Here is a 16,500-nt window from a genome sequence, read left to right as displayed (position 1 = left end):
TGTCATGCGTCCTTTTCTGATCGGTGTGTTCGCACTCGGCCTGGCGGGGCCAGCCTTCGCGCAGGACCGCGCACCGCAACCGCCCGCAGTCGATGCGCAGCAACTCGGCTCGGCGCTGTCGACGCCACTTGTCCAGGAAGGCCTTGCGGCAACCGTCGACGAATTCGCGGATGCCCTGCTCCAAACCCATGTCGGCCCGCTGGCGCATTATGCCGATCCGCGCGCGAATGTCCGTCCCGACAACACCCTTGGGGATCTGGCAGCACGCTCCAACCCCAATTACCGCCGCGACCTGCACGAAAGCGCCCGCGGTGCGATCGCCGCAACCGGGCGTGCGATGCAGGATGTCGCCAGCATGAGCGCCGAGCTCAAGCGCACTTCCGACCGCATCCATCATCTGCTCGACCAGACGCGGGCGGAAATGGAGTCGCTACGCTAACGTCCGGATTGGCGCCCGACATCTCGGGACGGGGTCGATCGAACGAATCCCGCGCCAAGCCATCTTCCCCCACCGCCGCGCAGCTTCTACGACGGGCCTATGTGGCAACTCTTTCAATTCCCCCTCTGCCCGTTCTCGCGCAAGGTGCGCCTGCTGCTCGGTGAAAAGGGCGTCGGCTGCGAACTCGTCCGCGAAAACCCGTGGGAACAGCGGGACGAATTTCTTGACCTGAACCCGGCGGGCCAGGTGCCGGTGATGACCGACGCGCTGCGCAGCATCCGCCTGATGGATTCGATGGCGATCTGCGAATATCTTGAGGAAACCGTCGAGAAAAACGCGATGCTCAACGGCACGGCGGTCAACCGCGCCGAAATCCGCCGTCTCGTCGCCTGGTTCGATTCGCAGTTCTTCGCCGACATCGTCGCGCCGCTGCTGCACGAACGCATGGAAAAGCGCCTGGTCACCAAGGAACCGCCCGATGCGCGCCGCCTGCGCGACGCGATGAAGGCGGCGGTGCGCCACCTCGATTATACCGATTATTTGCTCGACCATCATAATTGGATGGCAGGATCGACGATGAGCCTGGCCGACCTCGCCGCCGCGGCGCAAATTTCGGTCGCCGATTATCTCGGCGGGATCGACTGGAAGAATCACGAACAGACCGCGAAATGGTATCGCGGGTTCAAGAGCCGCCCGAGCTTCCGCCCGTTGCTGTCCGAGCGGATGGAAGGCATCGTCCCCCCAAAGCACTATGACGATGTCGATTTCTGAGCGCACCACCTTCGACGATTTCCTGAAGCTCGACATCCGCGTCGGGACGATCGTCGAGGCCTTGCCCTTCCCGGAGGCGCGCAAGCCGGCCTATCGGTTGAAGATCGATTTCGGGCCGGAGATCGGGATCAAGCGGTCCTCGGCGCAAATTACCAAACGCTACACGCTGGAGGAATTGCCCGGTCGCCAAGTGGCCGCGGTGGTGAATTTTCCACCGCGCCAGATCGGTCCGGTGATGTCCGAAGTGCTGACGCTGGGCTTTCCCGACGAGGATGGCGAGGTCGTCTTGATTCAGCCCACGCTGCCCGTGCCCAATGGCGGCCGCTTATACTGACCCCGTACGCTGCCGATCCCGCTCCGCGCGCCGCGTCCACCACAGGATCAGCGCCAGCGTCGGCAGCGCGACGTCGAGATACAGCGCAAAACCGAACCACGGCTGCCACCCCCAATAGACATTGGCCAGTGTATTGAACTTGCCGTGCGCGAACAGGCCGACAAAATTGCGCGTCCACACCGGCATCGCCATGTTTTCGGGCGCGAAGATGTCGGTCGATGCGATCACCAGATTGACGATCATCGACAGCGCGAGCAGTGCCGCCGCCGAGCGCTTGGCCGCGCGCGAGCGCAGCGATACCCAGAATGGAGCGAGGCCGAGCGCGAGAAAGGGAATCGCTGGCACCGAATGGCGCGGCCCGGTTGACGCGCCGCCATCCCAATAAGCGTAGGACGCATTGAGCGAGAGTACGATCACGATCACCGCGACCGCCAGCACGCCAAGGTCGCGCGTCGCGCGATCGCGCAGCAATAGGATCACGCCCGCCGCACCCATTGCGAGCGCGGGTGCCACCCAGAACAATCCACGCCGGAGTCCCAGGGTAATGCCAAGCAGCGCTTCCGGTTTTGGATAGGTCAGGCCGAACAGCCCCTGGTTCATCCCGCTAAACCCGACCACGCCGCGATAGCCGGTCATGAACGGGGTTCCGAAGGCAAACTGATTATAGGCCAACATCGGCAGCACCGCGACCACGGCCGCCGCGACCGCCAGCGCGTACAATCGCCACCGCATCGGCCACACCGCCCCCCGGCTGCGCCACAAGGCCCATAGCCCGATGGCAATGCCGCCCAAGGCCGCCTGAAATTCCACCGCAACCGCCCAGCCAAGCGCCAACCCGGCCATCACCGGATAGCGCCAGCGCCCAAGCTCCTTCGCGCCCGAAGTGCCGCGCCAGATCGCCCAGGTCGCGATCAGAAACAGCGCCGCGACCGAAGCGTGGCCGAACATCGTGGTCGACCAGCCCCATATCACCGATCCCAAGGCATAGCCCAGCGCCGCAAACAGCCCGGCGGCTGGGCTGCCAGTGAGTCCGGTGCCGAAATCGAACAGCAGCACGGTGGCAAAGGCCGTCAACACCGCCGCCCCGAATGCCACCGCCAGCCACAAGCGAAGCCGCAGGAAATTCGCGAGCCGGAGATTGGTGATGTCGATCACCTCGTCATAGGACTGCGCTCCCGCCAAATGGTCGGCCGCCCAAACCACCGGTGCCGCCATCAGCGTCATGCCGGGGGCCTTGTCCATATAGTAATGCGTGCCCGTCTTGGTCGCGAACTGCGCTTTGTCGATCGTCAGCGTCTCATAGCGATCGATCGTCGCCTCACCGCGTTCGACCAGCGCGAGTGCGCCAAACAGGCGTGTGGCGTTGTTGGGATTGAGCTCGAACGAGCCGAACCATATGCACGACAGCCACACCAGCGCGAACAGCAGAAGCGCCGCCGCATGGGGCGCGCGAACGGTCGTGTCAGGCTCTCTCATGTAATCAGGCGAACAGCCATTGGCCGAGCGAGCGGCCCAAGGGAAGTGCAGAGCAACTCCCAATCAGCGACGCCCCCGTTCGCATCTCGCGCACTTGCACGCTCAACCCATTACGGCAAAGAGGCTTCTATGGCGCGCTGGTCAGCTTTGGCGTCCTGCTTTTCGCGCTTATAGCGTTGGCCGGCCTGCGCGAAGCAGCCGGTCGATCCGCCGGCACCTACCGTCGAGCAACTGCCGATTCCCGTCGCACCAACCCGATCATTGGCCGCTGACTTGGCCGCCCAGCTCTCGTTTTCCGGCGTGACCTTCAATTCGCGCAATTCCTTGGGGATGCGGAACTGCTCGCCAGGCTTGCGGCGGACGCACACCACGATTTCATTGCCATCGGCATCGGTCGGGCACTTTTGCGTGCCGTAGATCACCAGCGTAGGTACCGGCACGTTCTGCGCCGCGAGCGGCGCGAAACCGCCCAGGCCAATGCCCGTAAGCAATGTCGCCGCCAGCGCTGTCTTCGTCGTCAGGTTCGCCATGATCCTGTCTCCCGTCAAATCCGTTTCGCGGTCGCGATGGCAACCTTGCACCCCAGCCGGATGGCCGCGCTGAGCAACGGATACCCGACAGCGTTTTCCGCACCTGCCGCCAGCGCCGTTTCGCGATGTTCGACCTCTTCGGCCTGAAAATCGCGGATGGCGGCCGAAAGCTCCGGATCGCTGTCACCTAGCACATCGAGTTGCTCGGCATAATGCTTGTCGATCTCGGTTTCGACGGCGGCAGTGCAGGCCATCGCGGCTTCAGGGCCCATCGCCGCCGTTACCGCCCCAAGCGCGAAACCGGCGACATCCCAAAACGGTTGCAGCACGGTCGGGCGCACACTGCGCCGCGCCATCATCGAATCGAAAAACGCACGGTGGCGTTCTTCCTGATTGGCCATGCCGGCAATCGCGCGCGCCGCCGGGCTGCGATCGCCCAGCACCGCAAGCTGACCCGCATAGATGCGCGTCGCGCCATATTCGCCTGCTTGATCGACCCGTACCATCGATGCGGTTGCACGCTTCGGGTCGCCAGGTTTCCAACGAGTCATGCTGCCTTCCTCCGCATCAGCGCGAAGATGGCGAGCGCGCCCGCACTCGAAAAGAGCGCATTGTATCCGGCGAGCGAAATATGGAACAACGTCCATTGCGCCACGTCGCAGCGGATGATCGGCGCGTTCATGATGCTGTCGAGCGTGATTGGGCCCGATACGGTGGAGGTGCAGGCAGTAACGCCCGCCCACCAATGATATTCGACCCCGGCATGATAGACGCCGATCAGGCCACTCAGCAAAATCGCCAAAGCTGCCAGCCCGACGAGCGCGGTCCGCGCCGCCCGTCCCGGCACGACGAACGCCAGCGCCGCCAGCACAAGCGCCGCGATGTGCGGATACCGCTGCCACCAGCACATCTCGCACGGATAGAGCTTGCCGATATATTGAAAGGCCAGCGCACCGCCGAGCAACGCCAGCGGAATCAGCAACGCGAGCAAGCGTGCGGCGCGAAAACGGTCCCGGATCATCGCTTATTTCGCCGCGGTCACGGATTGCTGGGTCGAGGACAGCCGCGCGAGCGTTTTCAGCGCGTAGCTAAGCTGGAAATCGTCGACCCCCTTGGCCTTCAACTCTTCCGCCGTCGCGGCAAAGCGCGGATCGACCTTGCCGTCCTCCTCCAGCGCCCCGTTATTGGCCTTCACCTCGTTGATGAGATGGCGCCGCAAATCATCCTCGCGGAACACCGGGCGCGATTTGTAATCGGGGTCGGAAAGCTGCGGCACCGCGATATCGGGCTCGATCCCGCCCTCCTGTACCGATCGGCCGGACGGGGTGTAATACCGCGAAGTGGTCAATCGCAGCGCGGCATTGTCGCCAAGATCGATCACCGTCTGCACCGACCCCTTACCGAACGAGCGTTCGCCCATCACCAGCGCGCGGTGGTGATCCTGCAGAGCCCCCGCGACGATTTCCGACGCGGACGCGGTCCCGGCGTTGGTCAGCACGATGATCGGCACGCCATGCGCCAGATCGCCCTTCACATAGGATTCGGCGTAAAACGGCTCGATATCGGCCTTGTCGCGACCGCGCTGCGAGACGATTTCACCGCTGCTGAGGAAGTTGTCGGCAACGGCGATCGACTCGTCGCGCAAGCCGCCGCCATTGTCGCGCAAATCGATGATGTAACCGAGCGGATCATGGCCGAGTTGCTTGACGATGCCCCGGATCGCGCCCGTAACCGCCTCCCCGGTATGTTCCGAAAAGGCGGTGATGGTGATGACGCCGACGCCGTCCTTTACGCTCCATTTGACCGGCTTCTGCACGATCTTCTCGCGCACCAGCGTGACCTGGATCGGCTTGTCGCGACCTGGACGCAACAGCGTCAGCGCGACCTTGGTGCCCGGCGCGCCGCGCATCTTCTGGATCGACTCATCAAGCGAATCGCCGAAGATCAACTTGCCATCGATGTGGGTGATATAGTCGCCCGACTTGATCCCGGCGCGCGCGCCCGGCGCATCGGGCTGCGGCGACATCACCTTGACCGCGCCATCCTCCATCGTGACGGTGAGCCCGAGCCCGCCATAGCTCCCCATCGTCTGGATCTTGAGGTTGTCATAGTCGAGCCCGGTCTCATAGGCGCTATGCGGGTCGAGCGCGGCGAGCATCCCCTGGATCGCCCCCTTGACCAGCACCTTGTCGTCGACCTTGTCGACATATTCCGCCTTCACGCGGTTGAACACGTCGAGGAACACCGACATTTCGCGGTACGTGCCGGTGTCGACCGCCGCCATCGCACTGGTGCCGATCGGCACCATGGCCAGCACCGCGGCAATCGCGGAGGCCTGAAACAGCGAGGTGGTAAAGCGCGACATCGTTTCGATACTCATACGAGCAAGAGGGTATCGCCACACCGTAGCGGGGTTTCGTCGCAGATCAAAGCATGCTGGCCCTGAACGCAGCGTGACTCAGCCGATCAGCGCGGTCATGTCCACCGCGCGATCGCGCCGCCGCAGTTCGACGGTCACGCGCGGAGCCTCGCCACGCTGGGCCTGACCGATCGGCGCGCCCTGCCCGACGGCTTCGCCGATCCGCACGCTGACGCTGCCGAGCCCTGCCACCAGCGACGTCCAGCCGCCGCCATGATCGATAATGACGATCGCCCCATAATCCCGAAACGGCCCGGCAAAGGCGATGCGTCCGGCAGCGGGCGCGACGACTTGCGCACCCGCGAGTGGCGCAAGCGTCAGCCCGCGCGACCGCACGCCCGCCGCCGACACTTCGCCAAGGCCGGTTACGATTTTGCCCTGGACCGGCAGACGATAAGGCGGGGCGGCGGACGACCAGTGCCCCTGGTCGACCGGTGCCGCGACTTCCCCCGGCCGCGGCGGACGCGGCAACGGTCCCGGGAGCGATTCCAGGCTCTCCCGCGTCGCCGCCTGATTGCCGATCGTATCCATCAGATCGACGATGTCGCGGGCCTTTTCGCCGAGCGCGATGGCCCGGTCGGATTCGAACAGCGCATCGCGCCCCAACGTGCGCGAGCGCAAGCGGTGTTCCGCCTCCAACCGCGTCAGCGCCAGCCGCTGTGCCTCCAGCCGTGTGCGACTTTCGGCCAGCGCGCGCGTCGCCAGCGCAGCCTGTTCCTGCAGCGCCCGCGTGTGCGCAAGATCGGCGCGGACATCGGCGGTGCGCGCGCGGATGACCGGCAGCGTGCTCGACAGCACCGCGCGGACGTGAACCAGATCGTCGACCGAACCGGGCTGGACCATGCTGATCACCGCGGGACGCCGCGCGAGCGATTGCAGCGCCGCCATCAGGCGCGCGACCGGCGCTTGCTTCGCGGCGAGCCGCGCGCGCTGATCGGCCAGCAACCGGTCAATGATCGCGATCCGCGCTTGACCGGCGGCGATGTCGGCCTCGGCCTGTTGAATCCGCGCGGCGACGGCGGCCTCCTGCGCGCGCGCCTGCGCGGCCTGGTCGCGTTCGATGGCGGCGGCGCGTTCCAGCCCGGCCGAACGCGCGGCAGCGGCAGCCGATTGCGCCTTGGCCTCGGCCAGTCGCTGGCGCTGGTCGGCGGTATCCTGCGCCGGTGCTACACTCGCACCCGCCAGCGCCAGCGCCCCGATCAAAAAACCCCGCCCCCGCATCCGCTCACCCCTCGCGGTGATAGGGATGGTTGGCGAGAATGCTGGTCGCGCGGTACAATTGCTCCGCCAGCATCGCGCGCGCCAGCAAGTGCGGCCAGGTCGCCCGCCCGAAGCTCAGCAACACATCGGCCTCGGCGCGCTGCGCATCGTCAAAGCCATCCGCCGCCCCGATCAGAAAGCGCGCCTCGCGCACGCCGCCATCGCGCCATTTTTCGAGCGTCCCGGCAAGATCGCGCGAGGGCAGCACCTGCCCGGTCTCGTCAAGCATCACGACGCGCGTGCCCGGCTCGACCGCAGGCATCTTGCCGCCGGTATCGGGCAGTTCGGTCATCTTGAACGGCCAGGCCAGCCGCTTGACATAGCGCTCGACCAATTCGGCCTCCGGCCCGCGCCCGATCCGACCACGGGCAACGATGTGGAGCAGCATTGTTGACTCCGTTGCGAGAGGTCTTAGCCCACGCCTGCCCCGGCGAAGGCCGGGGCCCAGTCGCAGAGACCGCTGCTCGTAAGCGCTGCGCGCACCATCTCACCGCTCACGACTGGGGCCCGGCCTTCGCCGGGGAGGCAGAAGATCGTGCGATCAATCCGCAATCGCCGGGGCGACCGGCGGCGTCGGCGCATCGCCAAACGCCCACATCCGTTCGAGATTGTAGAAGGTGCGCACTTCGGGACGGAACAGATGCACGATCACGTCGCCCGCATCGAGCAGCACCCAATCGGCGGTCGGCAGACCTTCGATGCGGGTCGGGCGGCCAAGCTCGGCCTTGATCTTTTCGGCGAGCTTCTGCGCCATCGACGCGACCTGGCGAGTCGAACGCCCACTGGCGATGACCATGTAATCCGCGATGCTCGATTTGCCCGCGAGCGGGATCGAGATGGTGTCGACCGCCTGATCGTCGTCGAGCGACGCGAGCACGAGCCGATGCAGCGCCTCGACCTCATCGGGTTCGGACGCGCGATAAACAGGAGAAGATGAGGCCAAGACGATTCCTATGCAGAAGGTGGGGACGGTTCATCTGGCAGGAAATGCCGCTGCCAGGCGGGGTCGGCAGCACGAAGCTGCGTCGCGGAGTGCGGGTCGGGGCGGAAGCGCAACAGCACGAGTGCCGGCAATCTCCACTGCGTCCAGTTCTTCGCCTGGTGTGCGGGCCGACGTGCGCGCCGCAACCAGCCCATCGCGGGAGCCGCGAGAGCAGCATGTTCATACCCCGGACGCGCGATAACCGCAATCGGAACCTCACGCGCGATCCGGCGCCACCCTTTCCACTGGTCGAACTGCGCGAGATTGTCCGATCCCATCAGCCAGATGAACTGCTTCTTGGGGAAGAGTCGCCGCAATTTGGTGACCGTATCGACGGTGTAGCGGGTGCCGAGACGCTGCTCGATCGCACTCACCCGGATCGGCGCATGCCGCGCCACGCGCGCCGCCGAGGCGAAGCGCGCCGCGAACGGTGCCATGTCCCCGCTCTTCTCCTTCAACGGATTGCCGGGCGACACCAGCCACCACACTTCATCAAGCGCGAGCGCCTCCAGCGCCGCCAAGCTGATCGCGCGGTGCCCCGCATGCGCTGGATTGAACGAACCGCCGAGAATGCCGATGCGCGTCCGTGTCGCCGTCTTCAACCGCGCACCTGCCCGGTGCCATAGCCGACCCATTTGTAGGTCGTCAGGCCCTCGAGCGCCACTGGGCCGCGCGCGTGCAAGCGCCCGGTGGCGATGCCGATTTCGGCACCGAGCCCGAATTCGCCGCCATCGGCAAATTGCGTCGAGGCGTTCCACAGCACGATCGCACTGTCGACTTCGGCGAGGAAGCGCGTCGCGACGCGTTCGTCATTCGCGACGATCGCGTCGGTGTGGTGCGAGCTGTGGCGCGCGATGAAACGCAATGCACCGTCGAGGCCGTCGACCAGCCCCGCCGAGGCAATCGCCTCGAGATATTCGGTGTCCCAGTCGGCATCGGTCGCGGACACCAGATCGGGCACCAGCGCGCGCAGGCCGGGGCCGCCGCGCACCTCGCAGCCAGCATCGCGCAAAGCGGAGACCAGCCCCACCGGATCGGGATAAGCGCGATCGATCAGCAACGTCTCCATCGCACCGCACACGCCGGTGCGCCGCATCTTGGCATCGACCACGATCGACCGGGCCATCGCCGGATCGGCCGAGGCATCGACATAGATGTGGTTGATGCCGTCGAGATGCGCGAGCACGGGCACACGCGCCTCGGCTTGGACGCGCGCTACCAGCCCCTTGCCGCCGCGCGGTACGATCAGGTCGATCGCGCCTGCGCCCGCCGATCCGTCGGCCGCCAGCATCGCGCCGACGGCGGCCCGGTCGGTGGTGGGCACCAGTTGCGCGGCATCGGCGGGGATGCCTTCGGCCACCAGGCCCGACACGAGCGCGGCGTGGATCGCGCGGTTGCTCTCGATCGCCTCCGAGCCCCCGCGCAGAATCACAGCATTGCCCGCCATCACCGCGAGCGCGGCGGCATCGGCGGTCACATTGGGGCGGCTTTCATAGATAATGCCGATCACGCCGATCGGCACGCGGACGCGGCGCAGGCGCAGGCCGTTGGGGCGCTCGCTCTCGTCGATGATCGCGCCGACCGGATCGGCCAGTCCCGCAACGGCGGCAACGCCGTCCGCCATCGCCGCCACGCGCCCGCTATCGAGCTTCAACCGGTCGAGCATCGCGTTCGACAGACCGGCTTCCGTCGCCTTGGCCATATCGGTGGCGTTGGCGGACAGGATCTGCGGCGCGGCATCGCGCAGCGCCTGCGCGGCCGCACGCAACGCAGCCGCCTTGGTCGCTGTCGGCAGCGTCGCCAGCGTGCGGGCAGCGGCGCGAGCGCGGTTGGTCATGTCGGCGAGCAGAATCGTGGCATCGTTCATGAAACCGTCGCTATCACGAGCAAGGCCGCCCCCGCAAAAGCTATCGCATTCGCAAAAGCCGCTGCTATGCTCCGCGCATGTCGGGGGAAATCGGGGCAGCGGGCGATATCGCAACGGGCATGCTGGTCGGCCGTGTGGCCGAACCGCATGCTGGCGAAATCGTCCATCGCGCACATGAGCATGGGCTTTGCCTGAATTGCGGAACGTCGCTGCACGGCGACTTTTGCCATGCCTGCGGCCAGGCCGGGCATGTCCACCGTTCACTGCACTCGATCGGCCATGATCTGCTGCACGGCGTGTTCCACTTTGAAGGCAAGATCTGGCGCACCTTGCCGATGCTGGCATTCCACCCCGGTGCACTGACGCGACGCTATATCGCGGGTGAGCGCGCACGCTTCGTCTCGCCGCTGGCGTTGTTCCTGTTTTCGGTGTTCCTGATGTTCGCGACGATCCACGCGATCGCGGGGGAACTCGGCATCGGCATGCCGCCCGAGGCGCGCACCAGGGCGGTGCAGAACATCGATGCCAATATCGCCAAGAACACGGCGCGGCTCGCCGAGCTGCAAGCAACGCCCAATGCGCCCGGTGCCGCGGAAAAAATCGCTGAGTTGAAGGACGATATGACCTCGCTCACCGCAGCGCGCAATGTGATGTCGGGCAAGGCAATGCAGGACATCCCGCTTAGCTTCGACGACGTTCACACCAGTTGGCACGCGCTCGACAAGGGGCTGGCCAAGGCGAGGGAGAACCCGGGACTGGTACTCTACAAACTGCAGTCGAGCGCGTACAAATATAGCTGGGCGCTGATCCCGATCTCAACGCCGTTCGTGGCGTTGCTGTTTCTGTGGCGGCGACGCTTCCAGATGTACGACCATGCGATCTTCGTGACCTATTCGATCGCCTTCATGATGATGCTGGTGGTGACGCTGACGCTGCTATCGACCGCAGGCGTATCGTCGTGGCTGATCGAGCGGGCGGCGCTGATCATTCCCCCCGTCCACATGTTCGCACAATTGCGCGGCGCTTATGGGCTGCGCAAGCGGTCGGCGCTGTGGCGCACTGTCGCCCTTCTGATCTTTGCCTGGGTCGCGTTGCTCGCCTTTGCCGCGATGCTGCTCGTTATGGGGCTGATGGAATAGCCGCTTGGCGGCAGCGGATTTCGGCTGCGGCTTATCCCATAAAAAAGGCCGCGCCCGATGCTTCGGACGCGGCCTTTTCTTGCCTCTTGGTGCCTGGCATCAGGCCCCGGCGGGTGCCGGATTGCCGAAGCCGCTGCCGCCCTTGGGCTTCCGCGTCTTGGGGATCGACGTGCCCGCCCCCGGCACCGATGGCGATTTGGGGCCGTCGTCGCGACTGATGCTGCCCTCGGCGACCAGCTTCAGGATCTCATCGCCCGACAGCGTCTCATATTCGAGCAAGGCCCCTGCCAGCAGGTGAAGCTGGTCGATATGCTCGGTCAGCAGATGCTTGGCACGGTCGAGACCGCCCTGGACGATCGCCTTGATCTCGTCGTCGATCAATTGCGCGGTCTGGTTGGACATGCGCACCGGTTGCGAATTCGAATAGCCAAGGAACGATTCGCCCTCGGGCTGGGCATATTCGACCGGGCCGACCTTGTCGGACATGCCCCATTTGGTGACCATGTCGCGCGCCAGGCCGGTGGCATATTGAATGTCCGACGAAGCACCCGACGACACCTTGTCATAACCGAAGATCACTTCCTCGGCGACGCGCCCGCCCATCGACACAGCGAGGTTGGCGTACATCTTGTCGCGGTGATAGCTGTACGAATCGCGCTCCGGCAGGCGCATGACCATGCCCAGCGCGCGACCGCGCGGGATAATCGTCGCCTTGTGGATCGGGTCGGAGGCGGCTTCGTGGATCGAGACGATCGCATGGCCGGCCTCATGATAGGCGGTCATGCGCTTTTCTTCGTCGGTCATCACCATCGAGCGCCGTTCGGCCCCCATCATGACCTTGTCCTTGGCTTCCTCGAACTCGCTCATCGCGACCAGCCGCTTGCCTTTCCGCGCAGCCAGCAGAGCGGCTTCGTTGACGAGATTGGCGAGATCGGCACCCGAGAAGCCGGGCGTACCGCGGGCGATGACGCGCGCATCGACGTCGGGTGCCAGCGGCACCTTCTTCATATGCACTTCGAGGATCTTGACGCGGCCTTCAATGTCGGGCCGGGGCACGACGACCTGGCGATCGAACCGGCCCGGACGGAGCAAGGCTGGATCGAGCACATCCGGCCGGTTGGTGGCGGCGATGATGATGATGCCTTCATTCGCCTCGAACCCGTCCATCTCGACCAGCAACTGGTTGAGCGTCTGTTCGCGTTCGTCATTGCCATTGCCGAGGCCGGCACCACGATGGCGGCCGACCGCGTCGATTTCGTCGATGAAGACGATGCAGGGGGCCGACTTCTTGGCCTGTTCGAACATGTCGCGCACGCGGCTGGCACCGACGCCGACGAACATCTCGACGAAATCGGACCCCGAAATGGTGAAGAACGGCACGCCCGCCTCACCCGCAATCGCGCGGGCGAGCAGCGTCTTGCCGGTGCCCGGCGAGCCGACCAGCAACGCGCCCTTAGGAATCTTGCCGCCGAGGCGGGCAAACTTGGTCGGGTCCTTGAGGAACTCGACGATCTCCTGCAACTCCTCGCGCGCTTCGTCGATACCGGCGACATCATCGAAGGTCACGCGGCCTTCCTTCTGCGTCAGCATCTTCGCGCGGCTCTTGCCGAAGCCCATCGCGCCCGAGCCGGTGTTCTTCTGCATCTGGCGCAGCACGAAATAGCCAAGGCCGAGGAACAGGAAGAACGGCAGCGAATTGACCAGCAGGATCTGCCAGATCGGCGCGCCCTCTTCGGGCTTGGCGCTGATCACGACGCCCTTTTCGCGCAGGCGATCGGTCAGGCGCGGGTCCTGCGGCGCGAAGGTGCGGAATTTGGTGGTGTCGTTGTACGTTCCGGTAACAACCTCGCCCGCGATATTGACGTCATGGACCGCACCGCTCTCGACCTTGTCGAGGAACGCCGAATAGGGGATCTGCGCCGCTGCGGGGCCAGGCTCGCGATTGCCGATCAGCGTGACGAACAACGCCAGCGCGACGAGGATGCCAACCCAGATGAGCAGCGACTTCATCCACGGGTTGGGCCCGCCAGTGTTGGAGCCGGGCTGCTTGTCGTTGTCGTTCATGCGGAAACGTACCTTTCTCGATCTCTCAAGATAGGCGCATGAGGATTAATGGCAATGGAATGCGCCAAGCAAATTCGCCGATCAGAGTGAGCGACGCGGCGGTTGCGGGGCGAAACGCCACACTTTTCCCCGCACCGACACCATGATTCCGGCCTGGGTCGTGGTCTTGCCCGCCGCAAGTGCGTCTAGCAGCGGTTCGATATTGGTCGAGTCGTCGAAGGACGGGCGGACAATGCCATTCACCGCGCGCACCGAATGGATTGCGGAGCGGCACATCCGGCGTTGCACCTCGCGCGGAAGATCGGTCAGGTCGAGCCAGCTTTGCAAGTCTGGATCGTCAACCCCTTCGGGCGTGACCTTTCGCGTCGTCCACAGCCACGCCTCGATCTCGCGCAGCGTCGCATCGGCCTCGGCGACGTAGCCAGCCGACCGTGCAAGCTGCGCAGGATCAAGCCATGGCGTGTCGCGGAGCAGCGCGCGAAAACGCGTGCGGTCATAATGCGGATCTGCATTGCTGGGGTCATCGACGAAGGGCATCGCCGCTGCGACCACCAAAGCCCGCAATTCCGCCACGCGCCATCCGAGGAGCGGGCGGACCAAATCGACCCCGCCGCATCGGCCGGGAGCAACCACTTCGCGCCGCTGTCGTGCGCGGATGCCCGCCAGCCCTGCCACACCCGACCCGCGTGCGGCGCGCATCAGGAAGGTTTCGGCCTGATCGTCGGCATGATGCGCGGTAGCAAGGCAGCTCGCGCCGATCTCGGCCGCCCAGCGCAGCAGCAGCTCATAACGTACAGCCCGGGCGCGCGCCTGCACCGACCCGGGTCCAATCGGCTCTGCCACCACGAGTGTGGTGTGTGGCACCCCGGCGTTGGCACACCAGGCGGCGACCATCCGCGCCTCGGCGGCAGCGGCGGCGCGCAAGCGGTGATCGACCGTGGCCGCGTGAACTTGCCCCGGAAACGCCGCAGCCGCGAGCGCGAGCATCGCCATGCTGTCGGGCCCGCCCGACACCGCCAGCGCGATCGGCGCATCGGGCGGGACGGCACCCCCCAGCACATGCGCAAGATCACCGCCGAACCGCTCGACCGCTGCCCGGTCGAGCATGCTCATCTCACGAACAATTGGCCGCCGCGCGGCCCTTGGCGACGCCGGCCTTCATCTTGGGGTCGGCATCGACCTTGGCACCGTAGGTCCGCGTAAGCTCGGTATAGACCTTGCACACTTGGGCGGCGGGCTTGTCGAGTTTCACCAGTGCCTGGGCCAGATAATAAAGGCTTTCGGGCGCGCGGTCGCCATCGGGCCATTTCTTGTAATTGTCGTAAAAGGCAAGGCTGGCAAGCGACGGCTTGCCATCTTCCAGATACGACCGGCCCAGCAGATTCTGCGCATAGCTCGCGCGCTTGTGGGTCGGGAATTTGGTGGTGACGATGGTGAACTGCGCCTCGGCCTCGGGGTAGAGCTTCGCCGCCCACAGCCGATAGCCGTAGAGATAGGTGTCTTCGGCAGCGTCCCCAGTGTCCGGCCGATCGATCGCGGCGAGCTTCGCCCCACGTTCGGGGTCCTTCGCAACAACCGTGCGCACGACCGGCGGCGGGGTCACGCCGCCCTTGGTCGGGGCCGGCTTGGCCGCCGTCGGCTTGTCGGAGGGCCGGTCCGCTACGGGGCGTACCGGAGTGGGGCGATCATCGGCACCGGGCGACTGGATCGGTGCGGGCTCTGCTGCGGCTGCGGCCGCCGCTGCCGCAGCCGCTGCATTCGCTTCGAGCGTCTTCAATCGCCCCTCGACCAGTTGCAGGCGATGCTGATTGGTTTCGATTTGCGCGGTCATGCCGCGCAACTGCGTTTCCAGCGAATCGACGCGCGCGGTCAGGTCCGCGACCGGGCTGGTGGGCGAGCCCGACAGGATCGTGTCCGGGTTGGTCGGCTGGTTCTCGGGCTGGACATATTGCCCGCTTCCGCCCGGAAACACCTTGCGCTGCACCGCGCGCATCTCGCCTTCGAGCCGGTCCACCCGCCCCTCAATTGCAGCGCCGGTCGTGCGCTGGGCAAATGCTGGCTGGGGGGCCAGGGCAGTTCCAGCCACGACCAGTGCAGAGATCAGATAAGTGCGCATTCGACACCCCCCGGTGTAAATAGAAATCGCGCAACGAACCTCGCCATTGCGCAGACGATCATGGTTTCGGCGTCGCGCCCGGCGTGGGCCCGGTCGGCTCCGGGGCGACGGGAGCGGCGATGTTGAGCGGCGGTTCGACCGAGGCCGAACCCGCACGATCGCGATGCGCGGCGGGGCTTGCCGTGCTCCGCGATGCCGCACGCGTCGGGGCGGCGGGCGTCGGGGGTGCGGCAACGGCCGGATTAGGCTGTGCTGCCCCGCGTGCCCCGAGCGTCGCCGCGTCGATCGGCACGTCCTTGATCGCAACCTTGCCGTCACCAAGCGGCGCGACCTGCGTTCCGCCCACCGTCACCTGCAATTTGTCGGGACGCCCGACATTGATCATCGGGCCGACAGCATCGCCGGGCACCGCATAGGTGTCCCCGGCCTTCATTGTGCCGATGAACAAGGTCTTTCCGGCCTTGTCATAGACTTTCAGCCACACCTCGTCGGTCGCGGTCAACACCACGGCACCCGTCGGCGCGGCAGGCGTGGGTGCAGCCGTCGGCGCGTCCGCGACCGGTGCGGTTGGCTCGGCAGCGGGCGTCGTGGCCACGCTCTCCTCGCCGCGAAACAGGTTGGTCCCGTAAAACACCCCGACCCCAACCAGCAGTATGATCGCCACCAGCAGCGTCACCATCGCCAGACCGCGCGTCGGCACGCGCGACGGCTCGTCGATCTGATAGGCCTCATATTCGGTTCGCCGGACCGCATTGGGCTGATCGCTGGCACCGCGCACCTCGCGCGCGATCGCGACTTCGTCGATCCCGACCGCACGGGCATAGGCTTTGGCGAAACCCACCGAATAGGTGATCGACGGCAAGGTCGCGTAATTGCCGAGTTCGATCGCTTCGAGCTGGCGCACCGGTACGCGAGTCCGCGCAGCGATCTCGGCGAGGGACAAGCCCTGCGCCTCACGCGCCTCGCGCAGCTTTTCCCCGGCAGTCTTGGGGAACAGCGTTGCCTCTTCGGACGGTAACGGATCGGTCATGCGTCTCTCCGGCAGGATGGGTGCGGCCCAATCTTTGTCCTGCCCTGCGATCGTGTCTCACAAAGGGGGGCAG

18 protein-coding genes are annotated in these 16,500 nt (G+C 65.6%); 4 read left to right on the top strand and 14 right to left on the bottom strand.

What is annotated here, in order from left to right:
• The first annotated feature begins 4 nt into the window (after positions 1-4).
• The 3 genes from ACP7BL_RS07050 (at position 5) to ACP7BL_RS07040 (ending at position 1,544) form a co-directional block, all read left to right on the top strand.
• Entirely contained in the window at positions 5-439 is a 435-nt protein-coding gene (locus ACP7BL_RS07050) for a hypothetical protein (RefSeq protein ID WP_126845439.1), read from the top strand.
• Positions 440-538: 99 nt separating this feature from the next.
• Positions 539-1,210, top strand: a complete 672-nt coding sequence (locus ACP7BL_RS07045; protein WP_033963514.1) for a glutathione S-transferase family protein — start codon at positions 539-541, stop codon at positions 1,208-1,210.
• Positions 1,197-1,544: a tRNA-binding protein gene (locus tag ACP7BL_RS07040; protein ID WP_426257965.1), complete on the top strand. Its 348-nt coding sequence runs from the start codon at positions 1,197-1,199 to the stop codon at positions 1,542-1,544. The genes ACP7BL_RS07045 and ACP7BL_RS07040 overlap by 14 nt, the downstream gene beginning before the upstream one ends.
• On the opposite strand, the gene ACP7BL_RS07035 is transcribed toward ACP7BL_RS07040, so the two are convergent.
• The 10 genes from ACP7BL_RS07035 to ACP7BL_RS06990 all read right to left on the bottom strand — a co-directional run bounded on the left by ACP7BL_RS07035 (position 1,536) and on the right by ACP7BL_RS06990 (position 10,078).
• On the bottom strand, positions 1,536-3,020 hold the full coding sequence (locus ACP7BL_RS07035; protein WP_137902703.1) for a hypothetical protein: 1,485 nt from the start codon (positions 3,018-3,020) through the stop codon (positions 1,536-1,538). The genes ACP7BL_RS07040 and ACP7BL_RS07035 overlap by 9 nt on opposite strands.
• Before the next feature lie 110 nt (positions 3,021-3,130).
• Positions 3,131-3,550 (bottom strand): hypothetical protein, encoded by a 420-nt coding sequence (locus tag ACP7BL_RS07030; RefSeq protein ID WP_126845437.1) that lies wholly within the window; start codon positions 3,548-3,550, stop codon positions 3,131-3,133.
• A 14-nt stretch (positions 3,551-3,564) separates the two neighbouring features.
• The gene (locus ACP7BL_RS07025; RefSeq protein ID WP_137902704.1) at positions 3,565-4,101 is read right to left on the bottom strand and encodes a demethoxyubiquinone hydroxylase family protein; all 537 of its coding nucleotides are present in this window, start codon (positions 4,099-4,101) and stop codon (positions 3,565-3,567) included.
• The gene (locus ACP7BL_RS07020; RefSeq protein WP_126845435.1) at positions 4,098-4,571 is read right to left on the bottom strand and encodes a disulfide bond formation protein B; all 474 of its coding nucleotides are present in this window, start codon (positions 4,569-4,571) and stop codon (positions 4,098-4,100) included. Before ACP7BL_RS07020 ends, ACP7BL_RS07025 begins: the two co-directional genes overlap by 4 nt.
• Before the next feature lie 3 nt (positions 4,572-4,574).
• Positions 4,575-5,915 carry a S41 family peptidase gene (locus ACP7BL_RS07015; RefSeq protein WP_288045397.1) on the bottom strand — a complete coding sequence of 447 codons (1,341 nt, stop codon included), beginning with the start codon at positions 5,913-5,915 and terminating at the stop codon, positions 4,575-4,577.
• A 93-nt stretch (positions 5,916-6,008) separates the two neighbouring features.
• The gene (locus ACP7BL_RS07010) at positions 6,009-7,190 is read right to left on the bottom strand and encodes a murein hydrolase activator EnvC family protein (RefSeq protein WP_126845433.1); all 1,182 of its coding nucleotides are present in this window, start codon (positions 7,188-7,190) and stop codon (positions 6,009-6,011) included.
• Positions 7,191-7,194: 4 nt separating this feature from the next.
• Positions 7,195-7,617, bottom strand: a complete 423-nt coding sequence (locus tag ACP7BL_RS07005) for a 23S rRNA (pseudouridine(1915)-N(3))-methyltransferase RlmH (protein ID WP_426257964.1) — start codon at positions 7,615-7,617, stop codon at positions 7,195-7,197.
• A 153-nt stretch (positions 7,618-7,770) separates the two neighbouring features.
• Complete coding sequence (gene rsfS, locus ACP7BL_RS07000; RefSeq protein ID WP_126845431.1) at positions 7,771-8,172, bottom strand: ribosome silencing factor; 402 nt, start codon at positions 8,170-8,172, stop codon at positions 7,771-7,773.
• Between the two features lie 8 nt (positions 8,173-8,180).
• On the bottom strand, positions 8,181-8,846 hold the full coding sequence (locus ACP7BL_RS06995) for a nicotinate-nucleotide adenylyltransferase (protein WP_126845430.1): 666 nt from the start codon (positions 8,844-8,846) through the stop codon (positions 8,181-8,183).
• Positions 8,810-10,078 (bottom strand): glutamate-5-semialdehyde dehydrogenase, encoded by a 1,269-nt coding sequence (locus ACP7BL_RS06990; RefSeq protein WP_033964679.1) that lies wholly within the window; start codon positions 10,076-10,078, stop codon positions 8,810-8,812. Before ACP7BL_RS06990 ends, ACP7BL_RS06995 begins: the two co-directional genes overlap by 37 nt.
• Before the next feature lie 77 nt (positions 10,079-10,155).
• On the opposite strand from ACP7BL_RS06990, the gene ACP7BL_RS06985 reads away from it, so the two are divergent.
• Positions 10,156-11,217: a DUF3667 domain-containing protein gene (locus ACP7BL_RS06985; protein ID WP_033964680.1), complete on the top strand. Its 1,062-nt coding sequence runs from the start codon at positions 10,156-10,158 to the stop codon at positions 11,215-11,217.
• Positions 11,218-11,316: 99 nt separating this feature from the next.
• Here ACP7BL_RS06985 and ftsH read toward each other — a convergent pair whose 3' ends face one another.
• The 4 genes from ftsH to ACP7BL_RS06965 all read right to left on the bottom strand — a co-directional run bounded on the left by ftsH (position 11,317) and on the right by ACP7BL_RS06965 (position 16,427).
• Positions 11,317-13,281: an ATP-dependent zinc metalloprotease FtsH gene (gene ftsH / locus ACP7BL_RS06980; RefSeq protein WP_033964681.1), complete on the bottom strand. Its 1,965-nt coding sequence runs from the start codon at positions 13,279-13,281 to the stop codon at positions 11,317-11,319.
• Between the two features lie 81 nt (positions 13,282-13,362).
• Positions 13,363-14,388, bottom strand: coding sequence for a tRNA lysidine(34) synthetase TilS (gene tilS / locus ACP7BL_RS06975; protein WP_426257963.1), 1,026 nt, complete (start codon positions 14,386-14,388; stop codon positions 13,363-13,365).
• Between the two features lie 7 nt (positions 14,389-14,395).
• Positions 14,396-15,397, bottom strand: a complete 1,002-nt coding sequence (locus ACP7BL_RS06970) for a tetratricopeptide repeat protein (protein WP_033964682.1) — start codon at positions 15,395-15,397, stop codon at positions 14,396-14,398.
• Between the two features lie 58 nt (positions 15,398-15,455).
• A complete protein-coding gene (locus ACP7BL_RS06965; protein ID WP_137902706.1) occupies positions 15,456-16,427 on the bottom strand; it encodes a helix-turn-helix domain-containing protein in 972 nt (323 codons plus the stop codon).
• Positions 16,428-16,500 lie beyond the last annotated feature (73 nt).

Source organism: Sphingomonas sp. DC1600-2 (assembly GCF_049897605.1).
Taxonomy (GTDB): Bacteria; Pseudomonadota; Alphaproteobacteria; order Sphingomonadales; family Sphingomonadaceae; genus Sphingomonas.
This window is presented reverse-complemented; position numbering and strand designations above follow the sequence as displayed.

Coding starts and splice junctions, on each gene's coding strand:
- ACP7BL_RS07050 (WP_126845439.1), top strand. CDS start 5: ATGCGTCCTTTTCTGATCGGTGTGTTCGCACTCGGCCTGGCGGGGCCA.
- ACP7BL_RS07045 (WP_033963514.1), top strand. CDS start 539: ATGTGGCAACTCTTTCAATTCCCCCTCTGCCCGTTCTCGCGCAAGGTG.
- ACP7BL_RS07040 (WP_426257965.1), top strand. CDS start 1,197: ATGTCGATTTCTGAGCGCACCACCTTCGACGATTTCCTGAAGCTCGAC.
- ACP7BL_RS07035 (WP_137902703.1), bottom strand. CDS start 3,020: ATGAGAGAGCCTGACACGACCGTTCGCGCGCCCCATGCGGCGGCGCTT.
- ACP7BL_RS07030 (WP_126845437.1), bottom strand. CDS start 3,550: ATGGCGAACCTGACGACGAAGACAGCGCTGGCGGCGACATTGCTTACG.
- ACP7BL_RS07025 (WP_137902704.1), bottom strand. CDS start 4,101: ATGACTCGTTGGAAACCTGGCGACCCGAAGCGTGCAACCGCATCGATG.
- ACP7BL_RS07020 (WP_126845435.1), bottom strand. CDS start 4,571: ATGATCCGGGACCGTTTTCGCGCCGCACGCTTGCTCGCGTTGCTGATT.
- ACP7BL_RS07015 (WP_288045397.1), bottom strand. CDS start 5,915: ATGTCGCGCTTTACCACCTCGCTGTTTCAGGCCTCCGCGATTGCCGCG.
- ACP7BL_RS07010 (WP_126845433.1), bottom strand. CDS start 7,190: ATGCGGGGGCGGGGTTTTTTGATCGGGGCGCTGGCGCTGGCGGGTGCG.
- ACP7BL_RS07005 (WP_426257964.1), bottom strand. CDS start 7,617: ATGCTGCTCCACATCGTTGCCCGTGGTCGGATCGGGCGCGGGCCGGAG.
- ACP7BL_RS06995 (WP_126845430.1), bottom strand. CDS start 8,846: ATGGGTCGGCTATGGCACCGGGCAGGTGCGCGGTTGAAGACGGCGACA.
- ACP7BL_RS06990 (WP_033964679.1), bottom strand. CDS start 10,078: ATGAACGATGCCACGATTCTGCTCGCCGACATGACCAACCGCGCTCGC.
- ACP7BL_RS06985 (WP_033964680.1), top strand. CDS start 10,156: ATGTCGGGGGAAATCGGGGCAGCGGGCGATATCGCAACGGGCATGCTG.
- ftsH (WP_033964681.1), bottom strand. CDS start 13,281: ATGAACGACAACGACAAGCAGCCCGGCTCCAACACTGGCGGGCCCAAC.
- tilS (WP_426257963.1), bottom strand. CDS start 14,388: ATGCTCGACCGGGCAGCGGTCGAGCGGTTCGGCGGTGATCTTGCGCAT.
- ACP7BL_RS06970 (WP_033964682.1), bottom strand. CDS start 15,397: ATGCGCACTTATCTGATCTCTGCACTGGTCGTGGCTGGAACTGCCCTG.
- ACP7BL_RS06965 (WP_137902706.1), bottom strand. CDS start 16,427: ATGACCGATCCGTTACCGTCCGAAGAGGCAACGCTGTTCCCCAAGACT.